This window comes from Echinicola shivajiensis, assembly GCF_018642165.1.
Lineage (GTDB): Bacteria > Bacteroidota > Bacteroidia > Cytophagales > Cyclobacteriaceae > Echinicola > Echinicola shivajiensis.
The window spans coordinates 361,685-384,068 of the sequence record NZ_JAHHZM010000001.1 but is presented as its reverse complement, the minus strand read 5'-3'; the positions used below and the strand labels follow the sequence as shown (position 1 = coordinate 384,068).

The 22,384-nt window shown below is 39.0% G+C and carries 13 protein-coding genes and 1 pseudogene; 8 read left to right on the top strand and 6 right to left on the bottom strand.

What is annotated here, in order from left to right:
- Entirely contained in the window at positions 1 to 3,456 is a 3,456-nt protein-coding gene (locus tag KMW37_RS01495) for a SusC/RagA family TonB-linked outer membrane protein (RefSeq protein ID WP_246581285.1), read from the top strand.
- Positions 3,457 to 3,499: 43 nt separating this feature from the next.
- Complete coding sequence (locus KMW37_RS01490; RefSeq protein WP_394369585.1) at positions 3,500 to 5,053, top strand: RagB/SusD family nutrient uptake outer membrane protein; 1,554 nt, start codon at positions 3,500 to 3,502, stop codon at positions 5,051 to 5,053.
- A gap of 74 nt (positions 5,054 to 5,127) precedes the next feature.
- Here the strand turns inward: KMW37_RS01490 and KMW37_RS01485 are convergent, their stop codons facing one another.
- The gene (locus KMW37_RS01485) at positions 5,128 to 6,240 is read right to left on the bottom strand and encodes an alanine racemase (protein ID WP_215222827.1); all 1,113 of its coding nucleotides are present in this window, start codon (positions 6,238 to 6,240) and stop codon (positions 5,128 to 5,130) included.
- 11 nt (positions 6,241 to 6,251) lie between these two features.
- Complete coding sequence (locus KMW37_RS01480) at positions 6,252 to 7,286, bottom strand: alpha/beta hydrolase (RefSeq protein WP_215222826.1); 1,035 nt, start codon at positions 7,284 to 7,286, stop codon at positions 6,252 to 6,254.
- 138 nt (positions 7,287 to 7,424) lie between these two features.
- On the opposite strand from KMW37_RS01480, the gene KMW37_RS01475 reads away from it, so the two are divergent.
- The 5 genes from KMW37_RS01475 (at position 7,425) to KMW37_RS01455 (ending at position 13,157) form a co-directional block, all read left to right on the top strand.
- Entirely contained in the window at positions 7,425 to 9,062 is a 1,638-nt protein-coding gene (locus tag KMW37_RS01475) for a M28 family metallopeptidase (protein WP_246581284.1), read from the top strand.
- 172 nt (positions 9,063 to 9,234) lie between these two features.
- Positions 9,235 to 9,804 carry a hypothetical protein gene (locus KMW37_RS01470; RefSeq protein ID WP_246581283.1) on the top strand — a complete coding sequence of 190 codons (570 nt, stop codon included), beginning with the start codon at positions 9,235 to 9,237 and terminating at the stop codon, positions 9,802 to 9,804.
- Positions 9,805 to 9,814: 10 nt separating this feature from the next.
- Positions 9,815 to 10,357, top strand: a complete 543-nt coding sequence (locus KMW37_RS01465; protein WP_215222825.1) for a hypothetical protein — start codon at positions 9,815 to 9,817, stop codon at positions 10,355 to 10,357.
- A 230-nt stretch (positions 10,358 to 10,587) separates the two neighbouring features.
- Positions 10,588 to 11,592 carry an AbiH family protein gene (locus KMW37_RS01460; protein WP_215222824.1) on the top strand — a complete coding sequence of 335 codons (1,005 nt, stop codon included), beginning with the start codon at positions 10,588 to 10,590 and terminating at the stop codon, positions 11,590 to 11,592.
- A 233-nt stretch (positions 11,593 to 11,825) separates the two neighbouring features.
- Positions 11,826 to 13,157, top strand: coding sequence for an aminotransferase class V-fold PLP-dependent enzyme (locus KMW37_RS01455; protein ID WP_215222823.1), 1,332 nt, complete (start codon positions 11,826 to 11,828; stop codon positions 13,155 to 13,157).
- Positions 13,158 to 13,398: 241 nt separating this feature from the next.
- Here KMW37_RS01455 and proC read toward each other — a convergent pair whose 3' ends face one another.
- A complete protein-coding gene (gene proC, locus KMW37_RS01450; protein ID WP_215222822.1) occupies positions 13,399 to 14,196 on the bottom strand; it encodes a pyrroline-5-carboxylate reductase in 798 nt (265 codons plus the stop codon).
- Positions 14,197 to 14,433: 237 nt separating this feature from the next.
- The gene (locus KMW37_RS01445; protein WP_215222821.1) at positions 14,434 to 17,067 is read right to left on the bottom strand and encodes a valine--tRNA ligase; all 2,634 of its coding nucleotides are present in this window, start codon (positions 17,065 to 17,067) and stop codon (positions 14,434 to 14,436) included.
- 366 nt (positions 17,068 to 17,433) lie between these two features.
- Between KMW37_RS01445 and fahA the strand changes: the two genes are divergently transcribed.
- Entirely contained in the window at positions 17,434 to 18,678 is a 1,245-nt protein-coding gene (gene fahA, locus KMW37_RS01440) for a fumarylacetoacetase (RefSeq protein WP_215223399.1), read from the top strand.
- A gap of 158 nt (positions 18,679 to 18,836) precedes the next feature.
- Here the strand turns inward: fahA and KMW37_RS01435 are convergent.
- Together KMW37_RS01435 and KMW37_RS01430 are read right to left on the bottom strand one after the other, a co-directional pair.
- Positions 18,837 to 20,474, bottom strand: a pseudogene (locus KMW37_RS01435) (sulfatase family protein).
- Positions 20,475 to 20,521: 47 nt separating this feature from the next.
- Positions 20,522 to 22,327, bottom strand: coding sequence for a family 43 glycosylhydrolase (locus tag KMW37_RS01430; RefSeq protein WP_215222820.1), 1,806 nt, complete (start codon positions 22,325 to 22,327; stop codon positions 20,522 to 20,524).
- Between the last annotated feature and the right edge of the window lie 57 nt (positions 22,328 to 22,384).

Here is a 22,384-nt window from a genome sequence, read left to right as displayed (position 1 = left end):
ATGAAATTAAACTTACAAAAGACAATATATATGTTGTCAAGGTACTTCTTGTATATATTTATCATCCAACTATTGGTGATTAACCTGGTTTCTGCAACTAGTGTTAATGGCCAGTACAAACCTATCGATAAGGTTTGGGTAAAAATTGATAAAGAATCGGTTACACTCGATCAGTTTTTTTCGGCCATTGAAAGTCAAACATCATATAACTTTTTATATGATAGCAAAGAAATTGATACCAATAGCCTTGTTGTTCTCGACCAAAACTCAGGGTCAGTAGAGAGTCTTTTGATTCAGGTTTCTGAACAATCAGATCTGAGATTTAGACAGGTCAATAATAGTATAGATGTTCTTAAGGATGATAATGGTTCAAAAAAATTAGTGACCAAGCAAAATATTCTTGCTGAGGTTTCAGGAACTGTTACAGATCAAAAGGGAGAGCCACTTCCTGGTGTAACCGTAGTGATTCAAGGGACAACGGTTGGAACAGTAACTGATATAGATGGAAATTTCACTCTTGACGTCCCTGAGGGTGGAGTATTGATATTTTCCTTTATTGGATATGAAGACCAGGTTGTAGAAGTTGGGAATAGGAGAGCAGTGAGTGTTGTCCTGAAGGAAAACCTATCTGATTTGGATGAAGTGGTAGTAGTAGGGTATGGTACCCAGAAAAGATCAGATTTGACAGGTTCAGTTGGTTCAGTTTCTGGTGAAGAGCTATTGGAAAGACCAGCCACTTCCATTAACCAAGCAATTGCAGGTAGAATTCCAGGTGTTCAGGTTAACGTGAACTCTGGTCGTCCAGGAGGAAAGACCAATATTCGTGTACGTGGTTTTAGTTCAATCAACTCTTCAAACAATCCATTATTTGTGGTTGACGGGGTTCAATTGCCTGTAGGGAATCAGGACCAAAGAAGTAATGCCATTGATTATATTAACCCAAGTGACATTGTCTCAGTGGAAGTGCTTAAAGACGCTTCATCTACTGCGATTTATGGAGCTAGAGGTGCGAATGGTGTGATTTTGATCACTACTAAAAAAGGCAAGTCCGGTGAAGGTAAAATCACCTATAATGCTGAGTTTAGCACCAACACTTATGGTCCAAATAAACCAGATGTCCTGAACACCCAACAGTATATGGAAGTTGAACAACTTGCCTGGGAAAATATGGCGAAATTTGATCCAGAAGGTTGGGCTGCAGGAAAATGGGCTTATCTTAATCCTGCATTGAAAAGAACTGATCCAAGGATTTTTGACAGTAACGGTAATCCTTATTACGATACTGATTGGATCAAAGAATCTACTCAAAGCAAACTTTCACAAAACCATCAATTAAACTTTAGTGGTGGGAGTGATCGTACAACCTACTCTCTTTCTTTGGGCTATAGAAATGATGAAGGACTTTATATTAATTCCTTCTTGACCAGGTATTCCGGTAGGTTGACTGTAGACACAAAAGTAAAGGACTGGTTGACTGTAGGTACGTCCATTAGCTATAACTATCAATCTGAAAACAATGTAGACTATAGTGATCAGGTTCCGAGAAGAATGGTGGAAGATTTCCCTTTCTTGCCAGTGTACTATGAAGATGGAACCTATGCAGACAACAGGGACTATCCATATGCAGAGGGAACAATGAGTTCTGTTCACAATTTGATGGAGAGAAAATATATATTGAATACCCAGACCTTATTGGGAAGTGTCTTTGCAAATGTCAACTTAGCAAAGGACTTGGAATTCAGAACTGTATTGGGCTCAAATGTGATTACAAGAGAAACTGATAGGTATGAAGGCAGAACCATACAAATTGGTTCTCAGGGTAGAGCTTGGCTAGCCAATTCAAGAGAAACTTTCTGGTCCTTTGAAAACTACCTGACTTATAGAAAGACTTTTTCTGAAATCCATTCTTTCACAGGAATGTTGGGGATATCATGGCAAGAATCGAATGATTTTAACATGAATATGGAAGCCCGTACTTTTGCTACCGATTTCTTCTCTTACAATAATATCGGAGCAGGTAGTAATAACCTTGGGGTAGGTTCAAATGCCAGAAGAGAAGCCTTGAATTCCTACTTTGGTAGATTCAACTATACCTTGATGAACAAATACCTATTCACTTTTACCGGTAGAATGGATGGTTCATCTAAGTTTGGTGACAATAACAAATACGCATTCTTCCCTTCAGCAGCATTGGCTTGGAGAATATCAGATGAGGAATTCCTAAAAGATCATAAGGTGATTTCTAATCTTAAACTTAGAACTAGTTACGGTCTTACAGGTAACTCGGAGATTCCTCCATATTCATCCCTTTCACTACTTGGATCAGGTTATGCAGCAATCTTGAATGATTCAAGAGTAGGTGGAACTGGAATCAACCGTTTGGCTAACCCGGATTTGAAATGGGAGAAAACCAGCCAATATGATTTAGGCTTGGAAATAGAACTTTACAAAGGCAGGATTTCATTCGAGGCAGATATGTACTACAGAAAGACTACAGATATGCTTTTGGATGCTCCAGTGCCACAAACCAGTGGTTATGCTACCATCAGACGTAATGTAGGTTCTATGGAAAACAAAGGTCTTGAGCTTTCTCTTAACACCATCAATATTGACAGGCCTAATTTCTCTTGGAGTACCAGTTTCAATATTTCCTTCAACAGAAATAAAGTGCTTTCATTGGCTACTCCAGCTGATATATTTGGTGTAGGTGGTCCGGGTATTACCAACGAAACCAGTATCATTAGAGTAGGTGAGCCTGCTGGAGCCTTTTGGGGCTTGACCAGACTAGGAGTTTGGGGAACAGATGAGGCTGCTGAAGCTGCTGAATATACCAGTTATAGAAATGGTTTGACCATTCTTCCTGGGGATATCAAGTATGAAGATGTAAATGGTGATAAGGCGATTACAGATGCGGATAGAAAGATTATCGGTAACGGTAGTCCTGATGGTTGGGGATCTTTCATCAATAATGTAAGGTTCGGAAACTTTGATCTGACACTTGATCTGCAATACATGTACGGAAACGACATTATGGATATGAACCTTCACTCTAGTGAAGACCGTCAATCCCTAGCGAACAGTTATACTACAGTATTGAATGCTTGGACTCCAGAAAATCAAAATACAATGATTGCTCAGGTTAGGGATACCCGTGCTGGTTATGTTACCAATGTGGATTCTCACTGGGTTCAAAATGGTTCATTTATCCGTGGTAGAAACCTTGTAGTGGGTTATAATTTCCAAAAAGGATTGATTGACCGTTTACGTTTGAGCAACCTAAGATTGTATGCTTCAACCCAAAACTTCTTCTTGATAGTTGATGATGAAGTGATTGGTGATCCTGAAATCACCCCAATTAGAGGAAACGACAGCAATAACGTTTTCTCACAAGGGATGAAATGGCATGAATATCCTAAGCCTACTGTATTTTTATTAGGGCTACAAATTCAGCTGTAATTTTATTAATAACATAATAAAAATAATCACCATGAAAATAACCATGAAAAAATATATATATACAGTTCTTCTAGGCAGTATGTTCGTGATGGGCAGTGGTTGTTCAGGCTTTCTGGATGAAGAAGATCCTTCAAACTTGACACCGGAGAGTTTCTATACTATACCAGATCACGCGGAGGCAGCCATTGCTGCAGTTTATGATAATTCCAGGTTTTACGGTAATGGAGCGGGTATTTTCTCGTCCAACTGGCAATTATTGGAAGCGCCAACAGGGACTTCCACCACTGAAACTGCTCAGAACTCAGATTTGAATAACCTTTATTCCCTTACTTGGGATGGTAACACTGGCCATGTGAAAAACTGGTGGAGAGGAATTTACCAGTTGATTGCTCAGGCTAACTTGGTTTTAGATAAGGTCCCAGGAATCACTCCTATGGATGAGGCACAGAAAACCAAAATTCTGGGTGAAGCCAGGTTCTTCAGGGCTTGGGCTTATTTCTATGCTGTAAGGCTTTGGGGAGATGTTCCTTTGATCCTTATGCCACAGACAGCCAATTCTGAGAACTTTTTTCCTATTCGTGAAACCCAGGAAAATGTTTACGCTCAAATTGTTGAGGATTTGAAGTTTGCTGAAACCGCCGGATTGGGTTGGTTGAATTCAAGTGGTAGAATTTCTACCTCCGCAGCCAAAGGTTTGCTTGCAAAAGTTTATTTGACTATGGCAGGTTATCCTTTGAACAAGGGCAGTGAATATTATCAATTGGCGGCAAGCAAAGCGAAAGAGATCATTGACAGTCCTGGGGAAATCGGACTTTTCGATACCTACTATGAAGTTCATGATGAAAGCTTAGGCAATATGAAAGAGCATATTTTCAGTATTCAGTATAATGATCTAGTAGCTGGAAACCCAATGGGTAATATGTTCCCTAACTTTAAGCCGGTTTCTTATCGTGGGCCATCAGGAACAGGAAGTACCGTGCCTACACGCTCATTCTATGATTCCTATGAAGCTGGAGACAAGCGTACAAGAGACCAGGAGGGCTATTTCTATACTTCTTACTACACCAATGGTAATGGGGAAGCGTTTGATTTGGGTGCACCATATATATTTAAACACTTCAATATTACTGCAAACGGTAGCCCAGGTGTTGCAGGAACAGCAAAAGATAATCTTAATGTTCCAATGCTACGTTATGCAGAGGTGCTGTTGATCTATGCTGAGGCCCAAAATGAAGTAGGTAGCGGACCTAATATGGAGGCTTACAATGCTTTGAAGAGCATAAGAGATAGAGCTGAATTGGCCACTCCGGCTATGGGAACCTTTGATCAAGTAAGTTTCCGTGAAGCTGTTTGGAGAGAAAGATGGTATGAATTCTGTTATGAAGGTATTACCTGGTTTGACATGGTTCGTCTGCGTAAAGTATTCAATGAAACCACTAAAGGTTTTGATGACTTTGCAGGACACGTGAACTTAAGTTCAGACCAGCCTTTACAGGAAAAACATTATTTGTTCCCGCTTCCAATTCCTGAGATGCAGAATAATCCAAATCTAACTCCACAAAACCCAGGTTACCCTGGGCCAGCTGGAAGCAATTAAGAAAACAATTAGTTAGTTGGATTGAATATTGATTTAGGCCTCTCTTTAAAGTTGTTTAGACTTTATTGAGAGGCTTAATTTTGTGGCTGGCCTTCCAGGTGATCAATTATTTCTCCCTTGGTGCTTATATAGGCCCCCATGCAGTCTGCGGTCATACAACTGTGTACGGGTAAAATCCCGATCAGGTCGCCTACTTTTATGTCTCGAATAAGTTGTTCTGAAGCTTTAATAATCCCATGTTCCTGAGAAATGCTTTTAATATAGGATTTGTGTTCCTGAAGCTTCCAATGTTGATCCTTGAATAGGACCACCTCCCCGAAATTGTTAGATCCATCAGCATTGATCAGAACATCCTTGGCCAAATGGACACCTCCTCCATGTATTAGTATCTCTTTTTTCTCCCATTGAATATCCACTACAGGTACAGCCAGAGCAACTGCAATGTCGGCTTTTGAACAGCTTCCTATTTTCTCTTGGGTAAGGTCATAGAAGATAAAATTGCCAGGTCCTATTTCATCAATTCCTTTGAAGTCATCCATGATGGAACAGCATGGGGTATCTCCAGAACGGGTAAGTAGATTGGGGAATTCACTGTGATATTTATCCTTTAGCATTTTAAGGGCAGCCTTAGTTTGTTTATGGATATGTTTTATTCCATCCAGATCTGCATGATAACTATGGCCAGCATGTATATAAAAACCCTTGAAAAACAACTTTTTGTTTTTACGGGCTGCTCGCATAATTTTTTCTATCAAACCAAAGTCGCTTACTTCCACTCCAGTGCGACCATAGCCAGCATCAATCTCAATAAAATAGCCAAGCGGTTGATCCAGCTTTTCTGCTAATATATTGCTTACTTCTTCATTTACCAGCTGAACAGATACAGACTGGTTTTTGGCCAATTGGTTAAGTTCAGCTGTCTGGAGTGGGTTAAAGGGAAAGGCAATATGTATATTGTCCCAATGTTGCTGGGCAAAATATTGGGCCATTTTCAGGGAGGAAACAGTGATTTCTTTGATCCCATAGTCTCGGCACCATTCGCCTACCTTTAGGGATTGGTGGGTTTTAAAATGGGGGACAAGATTTAGCTGATGCTTTTTGGCCTTTTCAGCCATCTTGGATAGATTATTCCTGCAGATGGTTTCATCTAGTACCAAGGTGGGCTGTTTGATGGATAGAAAAGTCATGACAGAGGATTTTAAGGCTGCATTTCAACTTGTATGGTTTCAGGTACAGGAACCTCTAGTGTGTTCTCTAGAAAATCGATACTAGCACTGAGTACATCTTCCCATTGTTTTGAAGTGATATAGGAAGCAATGACATGGTCTCCAGCTTCAGGGAAGGACTGTTTTACTTTTAGGTTCTCAGGAGTTTTTACTTCTTTGTACATCTCCAACATGGCCGGCACAGAAACTACTCGATCCTGGTTTTCTTCATCCTTATAATAATAGCCTAAAAATAGGGGTTCATCGATTTTTTCATAAGTGCTTTTATCCATCTTACTATAAATCAATTTGGCCAAACTCCTATAAGAATTGATATGATATTCTTCAGCCCAGTATTTTGCCTTTTTCCCTTCTCTGGGATTTAATATCACATGATTTTCATTGGTAGCGAATTCCTGGAATAGCCATCCCTGCCAAGGGCTGAAAAATGCCTCCAGTTGATTACCGTAATCTCTGAAGCAAGGCGAATAAAGTAAAATAGAGTGGATGTCATCCCTTTCCGAGGCCAGAAGACTAGTCAATGCTCCTCCCATGGAAGTGCCAATAATAATCACCTTGTCCCCAAGACTTTTTCCGATCATAAAGGCTTCCCGAGCTCCATCAGCAAGTTTTTCTGCTGTCAGATATTCAAAAGCGTTATCTCTTTTTATGCCGTGTTCAGGAAGTCTGGCCAAATACAGATTGGCACCGAAATGCTCAGCTATTTTTTGGTGAACAGGAGCACCTTCCATCTGGCTTGCTCCAAACCCGTGAATATAAACAATGGAGTAAGCAGTCTTTTGTTTGTTCAAACTGTCAGCCCAAACTATTCTTGCCTCATTATTCGGTTTAAGGCCTTTGACTGTATCTTCCTTCGCACGGATAAAACTTTCTAATTTCTGCAGGTCAGTTGGCACTGATGGGTATTCCCCCTTTAGTTCAGAGTAGGATTCCTTTGGACCCAGCATATAGACTATCACTAGGACAACGCAAATGGATAATAGTATAGGAAGTAGTTTTTTCATCATATCAGTCTAAAATAAAAAGTTAAAGCTAAACTGTTTTTCATGATTATCCTATAAAATGGAATGCAGGACTCAATTTTTAGAGAGGAAATTAATTGCCTATTATTTACTATTTTGTAAATATAATAAACCACTAATCCTATGAAGATGAAAAATTTAGGCTCTCTATTCTGCTTAATAGTTTTTGTGCTTTTTTTAGCTTGTGAGCCAAGTTCTGAAGAGAATAATGCTGAAGCCGATATTACAGCTATTGCTCTCCAAAAACATATAAGCACTTTGTCCTCCGATGAATTTAGGGGGAGAATGCCATTTACTTCAGGAGAAGTGAAAACTTTGGACTATTTGGAAAGTGAATTTAAGGCCATGGGCTTGAGTCCAGGGAATGGGGAAAGTTATTTTCAGGATGTGCCTTTGGTGGAGATCACAAGTATGGCCGATTCCACTATGAAATTAGAAGGGGAAGGCAAGTCAATTACTTTTCAGGGTCTACGGGATTATGTAATATCTACCCAAAAGCAAGTGGATTTCATAGAAGTTGATCAGGCAGAATTTGTGTTTGCAGGTTTTGGTATTGTGGCCCCTGAATATAATTGGAATGACTACGAGGGCTTTGATATGCAAGGGAAAATCGCAGTGGTTTTGGTCAATGACCCAGGCTTTGGAACCGATGATGAAAGTTTCTTTAAAGGCAATACGATGACCTACTATGGTCGGTGGACCTATAAGTTTGAAGAAGCGAAGAGACAAGGAGCATTGGGGTGTTTGGTAGTGCATAATACCATACCTGCTGGTTATGGATTTAATGTGCTTCAAAATAGTTGGAATAGCCCACAACTTTATTTGAATCCAAAGGAAGACAGCCACCAGCTGGATTTTGAAGGTTGGGTAAGCATGCCTGCGGCCAGCAAACTCTTTGAGATGGCAGGTTATAAAAGTGGTGAGTTGCTAGCGAAGGCGAGAAAGCCAGGCTTTGAAAGTTTTCCTTTGGGTATAAAGGCAAGTACTGGATTGAAAATAAGTGTTAGGCACAACGATTCAAAAAATGTAATTGCAAAACTAGCAGGTACTGCCAAGCCTGAGGAATATGTCATTTATACTGCCCATTGGGATCATATTGGTGTTGGGAAGCCTGATGCTGAAGGCGATAGTATTTTTAATGGTGCCTTGGATAATGCCAGTGGAACGGCCGCTTTATTGGAAATTGCAAAAGCTTTTGCCAAAGGGGAAAAGACAAACCGCAGCATATTGTTTTTGGCAGTAACAGCAGAGGAGCAAGGCTTGCTTGGTTCTGCCTATTATACCGAACATCCTGTTTATCCTATTTCAAAGACTTTGGCCAATATTAATATTGATGGAATTAATCCCTATGGAAAGATGAAAGATATTGTGGTCGTAGGAGAAGGGCAGTCAGACCTTGAAGATTTGCTTCAAGTCGCTGCGGATAATCAGGGACGCTATATCAGTTCTGAGCCGAATCCAGCAGCAGGATATTATTTTAGATCGGACCATTTCAATTTTGCTAAAGTGGGTGTGCCGGCACTTTATACTGATACTGGGATAGACTTGGTTGGGCAGGGAAAAGAGGCAGGAAAGGCCTTAAGTGATGAATATACAGTCAAATACTACCATAAGCAATCTGATGAATATGATAGTGACAGGTGGAATCTGGAGGGAGCAGTAGAAGATGCTGAACTGCTATATCAAGTTGGGAGGATGATTGATACCCAGGAAGTTTGGCCTGCTTGGAAAGAAGGCTCAGAGTTTAAATCACTTCGCTGATGAAGGAAAATAATACTTGTATATAGGGAGAAAATCATAATGTTTCTTGGTAAGCCCTACTTGTTCTATAGTTTCATAATGGCTAAAATGAAGGACTGTATGAATTGTAATTCCTTAGTTTTTTAGTTTTAAGGAAATATGTAGTTTTGCCAAATCATTAAATTATTTTACTATGAAGAAGTATTTTTGTTTGGCAGTGGCGCTGCTGATTTTTTCCTTTAATTATGCTCAAAGTCTAGAAAAACCAGTTACGAAAGCAGTATTTTTAGAATTGGGGGGAGCTGGACTGGCTTATACCTTTAATTATGATTTTAGGTTTGATCAGGAAAATATAAATTCCTGGGGAATGAGAGTTGGTGCGGGTGGGTTTTCATTAAATGGAAAAACATTGCTAACAGCACCGGTACAAGTAAATAGGTTGTTGGGAAGTAAGCAACATTTTTTTGAAATTGGGGCAGGGACTACATTGATTTATTTTAGGAATAAAGTTACCCATACCAATTATTACCAAAATCCCCAGACCAATGAATCCTACTATATCTCTGAAGAACATACCCAAAAGAACTATTCTTGGATATTGGATAGTGGTGATACGCCGGCTTTTATGGGAACTTTGAATTTTGGTTATAGGAAGGTGCCAGAGGATGGAGGTTTTTTGTTTAGTGCCAATTTGGTTCCTGCTTTTAACCATGAGGGTTTTTGGCCACTATGGGCAGGTTTAGGTTTTGGTTATGCATTCTAATTTTGCGATAATGAGAAAAATAGCATTGATACTTTTTATGGGAATGTTGGTGTCAGCTAGTTTGCTGGCACAGGATGAGAAGAAGCCAACCCAGGCAGTATTTGTGGAAATAGGAGGGGCGGGATTGGTGTATTCCTTCAATTATGATACCCGTTTTGATAAAAGCCGGGTAGATTCTTGGGGGCTTCGGGCAGGTGTAGGAGCTTATGCCTTGTCAGATGAGTCCTTTCTTTCCATTCCGGTGCAGATTACCAAGATTTTTGGTAAAAGAAAGCATTATTTTGAGTTTGGTGCTGGGGCTACTTTGGTCAATTATAAGGACAAATATAATTACTCCTATCCGGGGACGGTAAATAATGGGAACCCCGATAAATATTATGAATTCATTTTGGATATGGGAGAGACACCTTCAGTAATGGGAACCATGAATTTTGGATACAGAAGAATTCCAGATGAGGAGGGGTTTACCTGGAGAGTGAATTTGACGCCTATTTTTAACGGAGATGGTTTTTGGCCACTTTTTGCTGGAGTGGGGTTTGGATATGCTTTTTAGAACCTCTATTTTGAGATAAATTAAAGTAATATAATTTCTTAAATTTATTATAAAAAATTAATAGGCAGATATAAGTTATATCAGAGCTTATTGGCATTGCCCGATTCTTAAACAAAGGCCTAATGTTATTAAGGTTGAAAGAAATTAAATTAGGCGATTTTTAGTAGTGTGGAAAAATACTATTTTAGAATTCTAATTAATATTTATTCCATCTTTTAATATAAAGGTTAATGAAGATTGTTTATCTCCTTGGAAATGGTTTTGATTTGAGCCTCGGGATGAAAACTGGTTACAAAGATTTTTACGAATACTATCAATCTACTAATTCAAAAAGTGAAGTTGTTAAGAAGCTGAAAGATGAAATTTCAGGTGATCTTGAAAACTGGTCTGATTTAGAATTAGCTTTTGGTAAATACACCGAAAAAATAAACAGCCAAGATGAATATGATGAATTAATAGAAGATCTTTTAGGAAACCTTGGAGAGTATTTGTGTTATCAAGAAGAGAAGTTAGATGTTTCGATATTGGATAGAGAAAAGTTTTGTAATTATTTAGCATATCCTGAAGAATCTCTTTTACAAGCTGATAAAAATAAGCTAAAAGCCTTTAGAAATAATTATAAGAACTCCAGAGTTTCAATAGTTACTTTTAATTATACTAGAGTTGTTGAGAAAATAATAGGTGAAAAATATAGTAATATTCAAATCACTACGCATCAAAACGGAGGAAGGTCAACATTGAGTGGAGTTGAACATATTCATGGCTATACTGATAGAAGAATGATACTGGGTGTAAATGACATATCACAAATTCAAAACAAATCATTTCATAATAATACAGATGTATTAGAGTCTCTTGTAAAAAGAAATTGTAATAAAGTCCTTCGTCACACTAGAGATAGTTTTGTTGAAAATCAAATTAATTCAGCTAATTTAATATGTATTTATGGTTCTTCAATTGGTGATACTGATAAGGTTTGGTGGGAGTTGATCGGGGAGAGATTAAGGAGTAATGTTAAACTGATCATTTTTGTGAAAGATAAGCCAATAAACCCATTGTTTGAATATAAATCAATTCGAATTGAAAGGAAAATTGTTGAAAATTTTTTAACTAAGACAAACTTAGAAGAGAAAGAAAAAGAAAAAGTAAAGGATAATATTTTTATAGGATTAAATACGCAAATGTTTAACATTAAATCTACATCATTTTCAGAAAGTAAAGCGGTGGAAAAATGAGGTTAGTGTATTTTGACTAGTATAATTTATCTTTGTGAATAGATCTTTTTTAGAAGAAGTTTCCAATTAGTTAGTGGATTCCAATACTTTTTATACTTTAATAACTTAAGTTTTTTGGTGTTAATGAAATGCTATATATATATCCCAAAAGATGGTGTTTTTTAAAGAAGTGGTTTATTGTTATTGATCTGGTTTTTAGTAACTTATATTGATAAACCCAAACCCTGAAAATCATGGACCGAAGAAAATTTATCCAATCATCAGGCTTTTCCATGGGCCTTGCCCTTGCCCTGCCTTCCAGTCTTTCTTCTTATGCAAAAACTAATAAAAAATCTTTACCAGTTGCCTCATTTCGCGCTGGAGAGCTAAGTTGGTCAGAGGTAAGAAGCCTTTTTCCTTTAGATAATAGCCATATCCAAATGGCCCAGATGCTCTTGGCTTCCCACCCTAAACCTGTAGCAGAAGCCATCGCAAGTCATAGGCAGGCTTTTGACACCAATCCGGCCACTTATTGGGAAGAGCATTATATATCTGCAGAGAAGGTTGTATGTGAAGCAGCTGCAAAGTATATGGGGGTGCAAGCTGATGAAATTGCACTGACCGATAGCACAACAATGGGGACCTCATTGTTGTTTAATGGCATGAAACTTAAACCTGAGGATGAGATTTTATCCACCACCCATGATCACTATGTGACGGAAAAATCCATTGAGTATACCTGCCAGAAGACAGGGGCCACTTACCGCCGCATAGATGAATATAAGGATCCAAGAACAGTAACAGTGGATGAAGTGTTGGAGAATATTTCAAAGGCTATTTCAGACAAAACAAGAGTGTTAATGGTCACTTGGGTACAATCCTGTACTGGAGTGAAATTGCCCATTAAGGAAATAGCAGGAGTGGTGAGGAAAGCAAACGCACAAAGAGAGGAAAATAAAAGGATTTATTTTGTTGTGGATGGAGTGCATGGATTTGGAAATCAGGATGAAGATATTTCTGACATGGGTTGTGATTTCTTTTCTGCAGGGACACATAAATGGATTTTTGGCCCCAGAGGTACTGGGGTTCTCTTTGCCAGAAAGGATGCTTGGGATTTTATCTTACCCACTATACCTGCTTTTTCGGAATATCCATTTTATGATTACTTGGGAAACACCCCAGATAGAGAACCTACTTTTTTTGAAATGATGTCTCCTGGAGGATTTCATTCATTTGATTATCGGTGGGCTTTGAATTCGGCTTTTGAATTTCAGGAACAGATGGGGCGGGATAGGGTTTATCAACGTACCACTGAAATGAGTACTCGCTTGAAGGAAGGAATTAAGCATATTCAAGGCCTAGACTTGGTCACTCCGATGAATCCTGAGTTATCCGCCGGTATCAACTGTTTTATCGTTGATGGTTTGGGGCCTGAAGAAATAGTTGCCGAATTTCATAAACTGGGTGTTATAGCCAGCAACTCTCCTTATGCTGTTTCATATGCTAGATTGACTCCATTCGTAGGGAATACTGTAGAAGAAATTGATAAGAGTCTTGAAGTGCTTTCAAGGATTGCTGCTGCATAATGGGTTTGTCAAATAATGTCCCCTTAGCTAGATGGTTCAAAAACAATGGGTTATTGATGACAGTTGCAGTATGAAATAATATGGCGAAACGCTTATGTACTTAATTTGTCAAATTGGAGAAGTATGATCTTCCAGAAGGTGTTTTTTTGTAATAAAGACCATTTATAGCTTTTAGAAAATAAATTGAGAATGTGTTTTTGCAAGTTTTAAGGGTGAAGCAGACTGCTTCACCCAACAATAATTATTTTTCTATGTCTTTATAAGAAGCCAAAACCCCTTTGACCATAGCTGCACTAAAACCGTGGTGTTCCATTTCATTCAGCCCTACTATGGTACAACCTTTTGGTGTGGTCACCTTATCAATTGCCGCTTCCGGATGTATACCCTTTTTGATGATCAATTCCGCTGCACCTTTTACAGTTTGGTTTACAATGGTATTGGCAGTTTGGGCATCAAAGCCTATTTGTATACCTCCTTGGGTCATGGCACGCATAAAGCGAAGTACATAGGCAATTCCGCAAGCACCTAATACAGTGGCGGCTTCCATCAAATGTTCTTCGATCATGATGGAAATACCGATACTGTTGAACAACTCCTTGATGCTGGCTTCAATTGCTCCATTTCCATTTTTTCCACAAATACAAGTGATGGATTCTTGGATATCCGCTGCAATATTGGGCATGGCCCGGAAAATACTGGTTTCTTGGGGTAAATATTGGTACATATCCTTCAGTGTTACTCCCGTGGCCAAGGAGATGATGGTCTGCTTTTCAGGATTAAGGACAGGTTTTAATTCTTTTAGGATATGCGGGATATTATAGGGTTTGACACCCAAGACTACCAAGTCTGCATTTTTGACGGCTTCCTGGTTGTCTGCCGTGACAGTAACGCCTTTGGGCTGTAAATAGAAAAGGTTTTCAGGATGTCTTTTGGTAACAGATAGGTTCTGGGCATTGAATCCCTCGGTGTCTAACAAGCCATTCACTATGGAAAGGCCAAGGTTTCCACAACCAATAATGGCTATTTTTAAATCTTTCATTTGGCTAGAAGCTGAAATGGTAAATGATGCTTTCGTGCCCGTAAAAATAAACCAATACTTTGAATGTTAATCTTTGATAGTGGAAAAAATGTTTGTAGCATGTTTAGGGTTAGAAGTCTTGAGAAAATAGGAGAATCTAAGAGAATAAATACTCAAAGCTCATTCCTCACGACTAATTATAAAAAAAGAGCCATCCAAGAATTGAATGACTCTCTCAATATATGCTCCTTTAAAAGCTTAAACCAATTTGGCCAAACTTTCTTCCAAGGCTTTTATTTTTGCTTCTGCATCCGCCTGCTTTTTCTTTTCATTTTCCACTACCTGAGCAGGGGCACCGCTGACAAAGCGTTCATTGCTGAGTTTCTTCATTACTGAATTGAGGAAGCCTTTGGTGTATTCCAATTCTTTGGTCAGGTTTTCTTTTTCTGCTTCCACATCGATTTGCTCGTTAAGTGGGATAAACAGCTCATCCGACTTCACTACAAAGCTCAAAGCTCCGTCCACTTTTTCTGCAAATCCCAATTGGCTTAGATTGGCCAATTTCTTCAAGATAGCTTCGAAAGATTGATAGAGTTCCTGTTTTTGCGTGTTTACACTTAGTTCAAATGCTTCTTTTGGAGAGATACCTTTGGAAGCCCTGATGTTTCTTATTTGTGATACTACCTCAAATATTTGAGCTGCATCATTGATCAGTTTTTCATTATATTCACCCAGTTTTGGCCATGAGGAAACGATCAAGGCATCTTTTACCTCTCTGGTTTTTACTTGATGCCATAGCTCTTCCGAAATAAATGGCATAAAAGGATGCAATACCTTCAAGATAGACTCAAAAAAACCAATGGTTTTCTCATAAGTTTCAAGGTCGATTGGCTTTTGATATTCCGGCTTGACCATTTCAAGGTACCAAGAACAGAAATCATCCCAAACCAATTTGTAAGTGCTCATCAGGGCATCAGAAATCCTGAATTTACTGAAGTGATCTTCGATTTCAGCCAAGGCCTGGTTGAAACGGTTCTCAAACCAGTTGATGGCCGTATGGTTATTATGTTCCAAAATATTGGAATCCACTTCCCAGCCTTTGATCAAACGGAAGGCATTCCAGATTTTATTGGAGAAGTTCCTGCCCTGTTCTACCAGTTTTTCATCAAATGGAAGGTCATTTCCTGCGGGTGAACTGAAAAGCATACCAGTACGTACCCCATCAGCACCAAAGTCTTTGATCAATTCCAAAGGATCGGGAGAATTGCCCAAGGATTTAGACATTTTTCTGCCTTGTTTATCCCTTACAATGCCCGTTAGGTAAACATTTTTGAACGGTTTTTCGCCCATATATTCATATCCAGCGATGATCATTCTTGCTACCCAGAAGAAAAGGATCTCCGGAGCAGTTACCAAGTCATTGGTAGGGTAATAGTATTTTAAATCTTCGTTTTTCTCACCAGTAGTGAAAACATCGGTGTCAAATACTGAGATCGGCCATAACCAGGAAGAGAACCAAGTATCCAATACATCTTCATCCTGCTTCAGGTCCTCAAGGCTGTAATTCTCTTGGTATTTTTCATTGGCAATTTTTAATGCCTCTTCAGCCGTTTTGGCTACTACATATTCTCCGTTTGGAAGATAGTAAGCCGGAATTTGATGTCCCCACCATAGTTGGCGTGAGATACACCAGTCCCTGACATTCTCCATCCAGCTACGGTACATGTTTTTGAACTTAGGCGGATAAAGTTTGATGATATCATCCATTACTGCTTTTAGTGCAGGCTTGGTGATATCTTCCATGGTCAAGAACCACTGCAGAGATAGTTTGGGTTCGATGACAGCATCCGTTCTTTCAGAATGCCCAACATTTGAAGTGTAATCTTCTTCTTTAGAAAGTTGATCAGCCTCTTTCAGCATTTTAGCAATTTTCTTTCTTGCTATAAAACGATCCTCACCAACTAAGATTTGTGCCTTTTCATTTAAGGTTCCATCATCATTGATGATGTCGATAACTTCCAATTTATGTCTTAGACCAATTTCATAGTCATTTACATCATGGGCAGGGGTTACCTTCAAGCAACCTGTACCAAATTCCATGTCTACATAGTCATCCTCTACAATAGGGATGGCACGGTTGATCAATGGAATTAAGGCTTTTTTGCCTTTTAAATGCTCAAAACGGCTGTCATTCGGATTGATACAGATGGCCACATCGGCCATGATAGTCTCCGGACGAGTAGTTGCAATAGTCAGATACTCATCTTCACTGCCTTCAATTTTATAATTGATATAGTATAGTTTGGAATTTACTTCCTTAAAGATCACCTCATCATCAGAAAGGGCTGTTTTTCCTTGTGGATCCCAGTTGACCATTCGGATGCCTCGATAGATTTTTCCCTTATTGTGCAAGTCAACGAACACGCTGATAACAGCATTACTAAGGTCTGCATCCATGGTGAATTTGGTTCTGTCCCAGTCACAGGAAGCCCCCAATTTCTTTAACTGGTCAAGGATGATTCCACCATATTTCTCCTTCCATTCCCAAGCATATTTCAGGAATTCTTCTCTGTTGATGGATTTCTTGTCAATTCCTCTTTCCTTAAGCATGGCCACTACTTTGGCCTCAGTCGCGATGGAGGCGTGGTCCGTTCCGGGTACCCAGCAGGCATTCTTGCCTTCCATTCTAGCTTTTCTGATAAGCACATCCTGAATGGTGTTGTTCAGCATATGCCCCATGTGCAATACCCCGGTTACATTGGGAGGGGGCATGGAGATAGAATAAGGTTCTTTATTATAATCTACTTTAGAACTGAACAATTTATTTTCCATCCAGAATTCGTACCATTTCGATTCGGATTCTGCTGGATTATATTTTGTAGATAGCGACATAATTGCTTTTAGGATTTGTAATGTAGAAACTGAATTATTTCCCAGTCCGCAAAAATAATATAAATATCTTTGAAGCCAGTAAAAATCCCCCAATAAGGTGCTGACCTAATCCACTTTCCCGATTTTTTCTTAAAAATCGATAGTTTTTGTACATCGATTAATATTTGGACACTTTGTTGAATCAAGTTGGATAGCTGGTGTTTTGGACTTGGTGTTTTTTGCTTATGTATTTGTAAATTAACTGGTAATGAGCGTAAAAGCTGAAGATTGATTCAAATAAAAGGAATCAGTTTTATCCTAGCTGAATAATTTTAATTTTGTACTAGAGCTATTTTTGATAGTATGAAAAAAGAGAATTTTACTATTATGATAAGTTGGGTTCAGGTTCCCGAAAAGTCTGATTTTACCATATATAACTTACCTTATGGGGTTTTTAAGAATAAGCGTTTATCTCCAAGGTTAGGTGTTGCAATTGGGGATAAGATTGTAGATCTATCAGTGTTGCATGAGAAAGGGTTTTTATCCGAAATTAGTCTTCCCGATAAAGTTTTCTTAAATGATTGTCTCAACGATTTTATTGCTTTGGGTAAGCCTATTACCAGGAAAGTGAGGGAAAGGGTCCAAGAATTATTGTTGGAAGATAATCCGGAGCTAAAAGATCATAGGATTAGGGGGAAGGTGATGGTCAATAGAAAAGAAGCTCAGATGCTCTTGCCTGTAAAAATTGGCGATTATACGGATTTTTATAGCAGTAAAGAACATGCCACCAATGTAGGGGCCATGTTTCGAGATCCAGAAAATGCATTGTTGCCAAATTGGAAACATTTACCAGTGGGCTATCATGGAAGGGCTTCTTCCATAGTTCCTTCAGGGACGGATATCTATCGTCCAAAAGGTCAGTTTAAAGATCCTGATATGGAAAAGCCTTCATTTGGTCCAACTAGAAGGCTTGATTTTGAGTTGGAAATGGCCTTTATTACAGGGAAACCCACCAAGATGGGGGAAAGCATTTCAACTGCCGAGGCTGAGGATTATATTTTTGGATTTGTATTGTTCAATGACTGGTCGGCAAGGGATATCCAAGCTTGGGAATATGTGCCTTTAGGACCATTCTTGGGAAAAAGTTTTGCCTCAAGTATTTCTCCTTGGGTGGTGGTTATAGAGGCCTTGGAGCCTTTCAGAACAGCTTCTCCTGAGCCAGAGGAAGAATTGTTGCCTTACTTAAAATTTGAGGGCGATCATGCTTATGACTTGAATCTGGAAGTTTATATCCAACCAGGAAATGGGGTGGAAAACCTCGTGTGCCAATCCAATTATAAATACCTTTATTGGAATACCGTACAGCAATTGGCTCATCAAACAGTTAATGGCTGCAATATTAATATAGGTGATATCTATGCTTCCGGAACCATTTCGGGCCCTAATGAAAATAGTTACGGTTCCATGCTGGAGTTGGCCTGGAAAGGAACGAGGCCAATCAGATTGGAAGATGGCAGCGAGAGAAAATTTATTGAGGACGGAGATATCGTGAAGATGAGGGGCTTTGCAGAAAAGGATGGTATCAGAGTAGGATTTGGGGAAGTGAGTACTAAGGTAAAGCCTGCAAAATAAATGAAAGCAGGGAAGCAAATGAAATGTTTAGATAAAAAACGGGGAACCATTATTTAAAATAGTTCCCTTTTTTTTGTTTGGATTATGGGGGCTTCAGTATTTAATAATCAGATTCTCAAAAATCATTTTTGAATAAGCATACTGTTTTAGACTCTAATTTATTGATCATTTTTGATGAGACCTCGATCTCTATACATTTGAATATAGTGCTGGTCCAACTCATCTGAGTCTTTGTATTTGCCCCTTAATTCTTTTAGCTTTTCTTTAAGTGATTTAACCTTATCGGCGTAAGCGGGATCGTTATATACATTGTTCAGTTCCATTGGATCCTTTTTGCGGTCATACAGTTCCCACTCATCGATATCATAGTAAAAATGAGCCAATTTGAAGTCTTCTGTTACAATTCCATAGTGACGCTTAACCATATGAAATCCCGGATATTCATAATAATGGTAATAGACACCTTCTCTAGTCCATTTTTCAGGTTGCCCAGCCAATAAAGGTATCAGGCTTTCTCCTTGCATATCTTTTGGTGCTTCCACTCCTGCAGCTTCCAGAAAGGTTTGAGCGAAATCAAGGTTTTGAACCATTTCACTACTTTCAGTTCTCGCTTTAATTTTTTCAGGCCACTTTATCAGCAAAGGTGTTTTAAAGGATTCATCATAAATAAATCGCTTATCAAACCAACCGTGTTCTCCAAGATAGAAACCCTGATCTGAAGTGTATACTACAATTGTATTTTCACTTAGTCCATTTTCATCAAGGTAATCTAAAATACGACCTACATTTTCATCTACAGCGGCTATGCATCCTAGATAATCCTGCATATATCGTTGGTATTTCCACCTCATGAAATCTTCTTCATCCATGGAAGGGTACTGCTTTTTAAACTCTTCGTTTATTGGTCCATATACGGCATCCCATTCAGCTTTTTGTTCAGGTGTAAATCTTGCATATTTGCTTTTGAAGACATTAAAGCCCCACTCAGATGGCTCTTCTACGCCCAGTTCCTTTGCAATTTCAGGGTATATTTTATTGTCCGCAGAAACAGTCATATGTTCTCTAATGTTCATTTCTGCTTCACGGGCAGCCGTTCCCCTGCCTTCATAATCATCGAAAAGAGTAGCTGGTTCAGGGAAAGTACGTTTGGTAAATTCCTTATAATGACGAGGGGCAGGAAGCCACTCACGGTGCGGGGCTTTATGTAAATAAAACAACATAAATGGCTTATCCTCTTCCCTGCGGTTATCAAACTAGTCAAGGGCCAGATCAGTAATAATATCGGTTACATATCCCATGATGGTAGTATCACCTTTATTGGTGATGAATTCTGGGTTATAATAGTCTCCCTGATCTGGAAGGATTTTGAATTCATCAAATCCTTTTGGGTTATTGCCAAAATGAAGTTTACCGAACATCGCTGTTTGGTAGCCTTTTTCATGTAAAATTTGCGGAAAAGTTACATTGGTGGTGTCAAAGGGAAATACATTATCAATTTTTCCATGTATATGCGTATGCTTACCCGTCAATATCGTAGCACGGGAGGGAGCACAAATGGAATTGGTTACCGATGCATTGGTAAACAGCATACCTTCCTTGGCAATGCGGTCTATATTTGGGGTTTCAATCAATTTATTATCATAAGCACTGATCGCTTGGTATGCATGATCATCGCTCATGATAAAAACAATATTAGGCCTTTTCTCTTTCGCTATTTTTTCTTTGCAGCCTGAAAAGATAAATAACGCTAGTATGATTGCGATAAATATCCGATTGTAAAAAGTGAACTTATCCATTTTGTAGACTTTTAATGCTTTCTTTTAATGTTCTAATTCTTCAAGTGTCAATTGAGTTCGATAATTTCCGTTTTCTCAGAAATGCCATTCTCATTGAAGGATTCTATGGAGAAGTAATATTTGGTGTCCCGGTCAAGACATCGCATGAAATGTTCGGTAGTATCGTACACCAACCAGGATTGGTAAAGCTTGTCAGGAGCAATTCCCCATCGGATATTATAACCTTGTGCTCCTTTAACAGGCTTCCAAGACAAAGAAACATCTCTTCTGTCATCTTTCCTGTTTACAGTAAAATCCTTTACTTCTGACGGTTGCTTGCCAAAACCTGTTCCAAAGACCCTGATTTCAGACATGGCAAAATTGTTTCCGGGGACTTTGATATTGTTATAGCGAACATATTTTCCATTGACAGGTTGGTTGAGTACAATGTATGCATTAGGGGAATCCTTATAGCTGTTACTTCTGTCTATTACTGTGTTCCAGTTATTACCATCCTCTGAAACTTCAACTGTAAACTGGTGCCTTAATCCTTCAGTACGTGTATAAATACCTGATTCATGGTCATGGAAGTTTAACTGAAAAGCATATATTTTGCCTGGTTGCAGCATTTCGATTTCCACCCACTGCTGATCATCATTGGCTTCGGCCACCCAGAATGATTTTGGACTTTCATCAGTCAGTACTTTTGATAAGATTTTTCCATCTTCACTTTTTTCCAAAGGCATTTCTGTTATTTCCACTTCATCATCTGTAGAAGTACTTTTTCTAATCTGCTGTTTTGAGGAGGAAACGGTGGTTTTTCCCTTATAGGAAAGCAACATCCACCCGCAGTGCTCACCGGCTTTTGTCGGGTGATTGGGGGCATAGCGGGGATAATCACCATAATGGGTGTTTGAATGCATCAGCCCCTCATTGTCAAAGTAGGTGGGGAACATGCAAAGACGGCGTTCCCAATGGGAGTTGGAAGCCAGTGCCATGGTACCAAAATGCCAATATTGATCATTGGTTTGTTTTACTGTAATACCATGTCCCGCTCCATTGGTGAAGCCTCCTGGTTTAAAGCTCATGGGGTTGTTTTTCATATAGGTGAATGGACCAAGTGGGGAATCACCTATATAAACGCCGTCACCATAAACATTGAATTGTGTTCCCGGTGCGGCATATTGCAAATAGTATTTGCCATTATGCTTGGTCATGGAAGCTCCTTCCATATACCCCTCTTTTAGTGTAGGGTGAAAATTGTTCTCCCCAAAACGTTCCCAGCCATGTTCTTCTTCAACTAGGTTAATTAAATCTTTCCTGAAACCAGTTTCTAGAAACCTATCATCTTTGTTGAGCATTTTTACTCTGATGGGATGCACATTAGAAGAACCCCAGTATAAATAAGTTTTACCATCATCATCGATAAACAATTCCGAGTCTTGGATATTATTGCTGATTGAAGCTGTAGGGGCCCATTTTCCTCCTTTTGGATCATCAGTATAGAGAATGCTGCCATACCCTGCTGGATCACCTGCAAAGTAAATCAGAGAATCCTTGTAATTAAAGGCGGTTGGGGCATTGGATCCTTCAAAGAACCATTGGGCAGGCTTGATGAAATTCCAATTGACCAGATCGGTGGAATGCCAATAACCAAAGGAACGCGTTACAAACATGTAATATTCACCGCGGAATTCAACTACCGCAGGGTCAGCTCCGGAGCGGTAAGATATGTTTCTGGCAGAATTATAGACCATATAGGTATAATCAATGTCCAGCGGGTTACAGTAAGTTTGGGGAACTATTTCCTGGGCTCGTATAGTGGAACTGAGAGTTAATAGCAGGGAAGCAATTATAAAGCTTAACTTATTCATATTGTTTGTTTTTTTAAACTCTAGGTTTAAAATCGGAATCATCATTTACTTACTAAG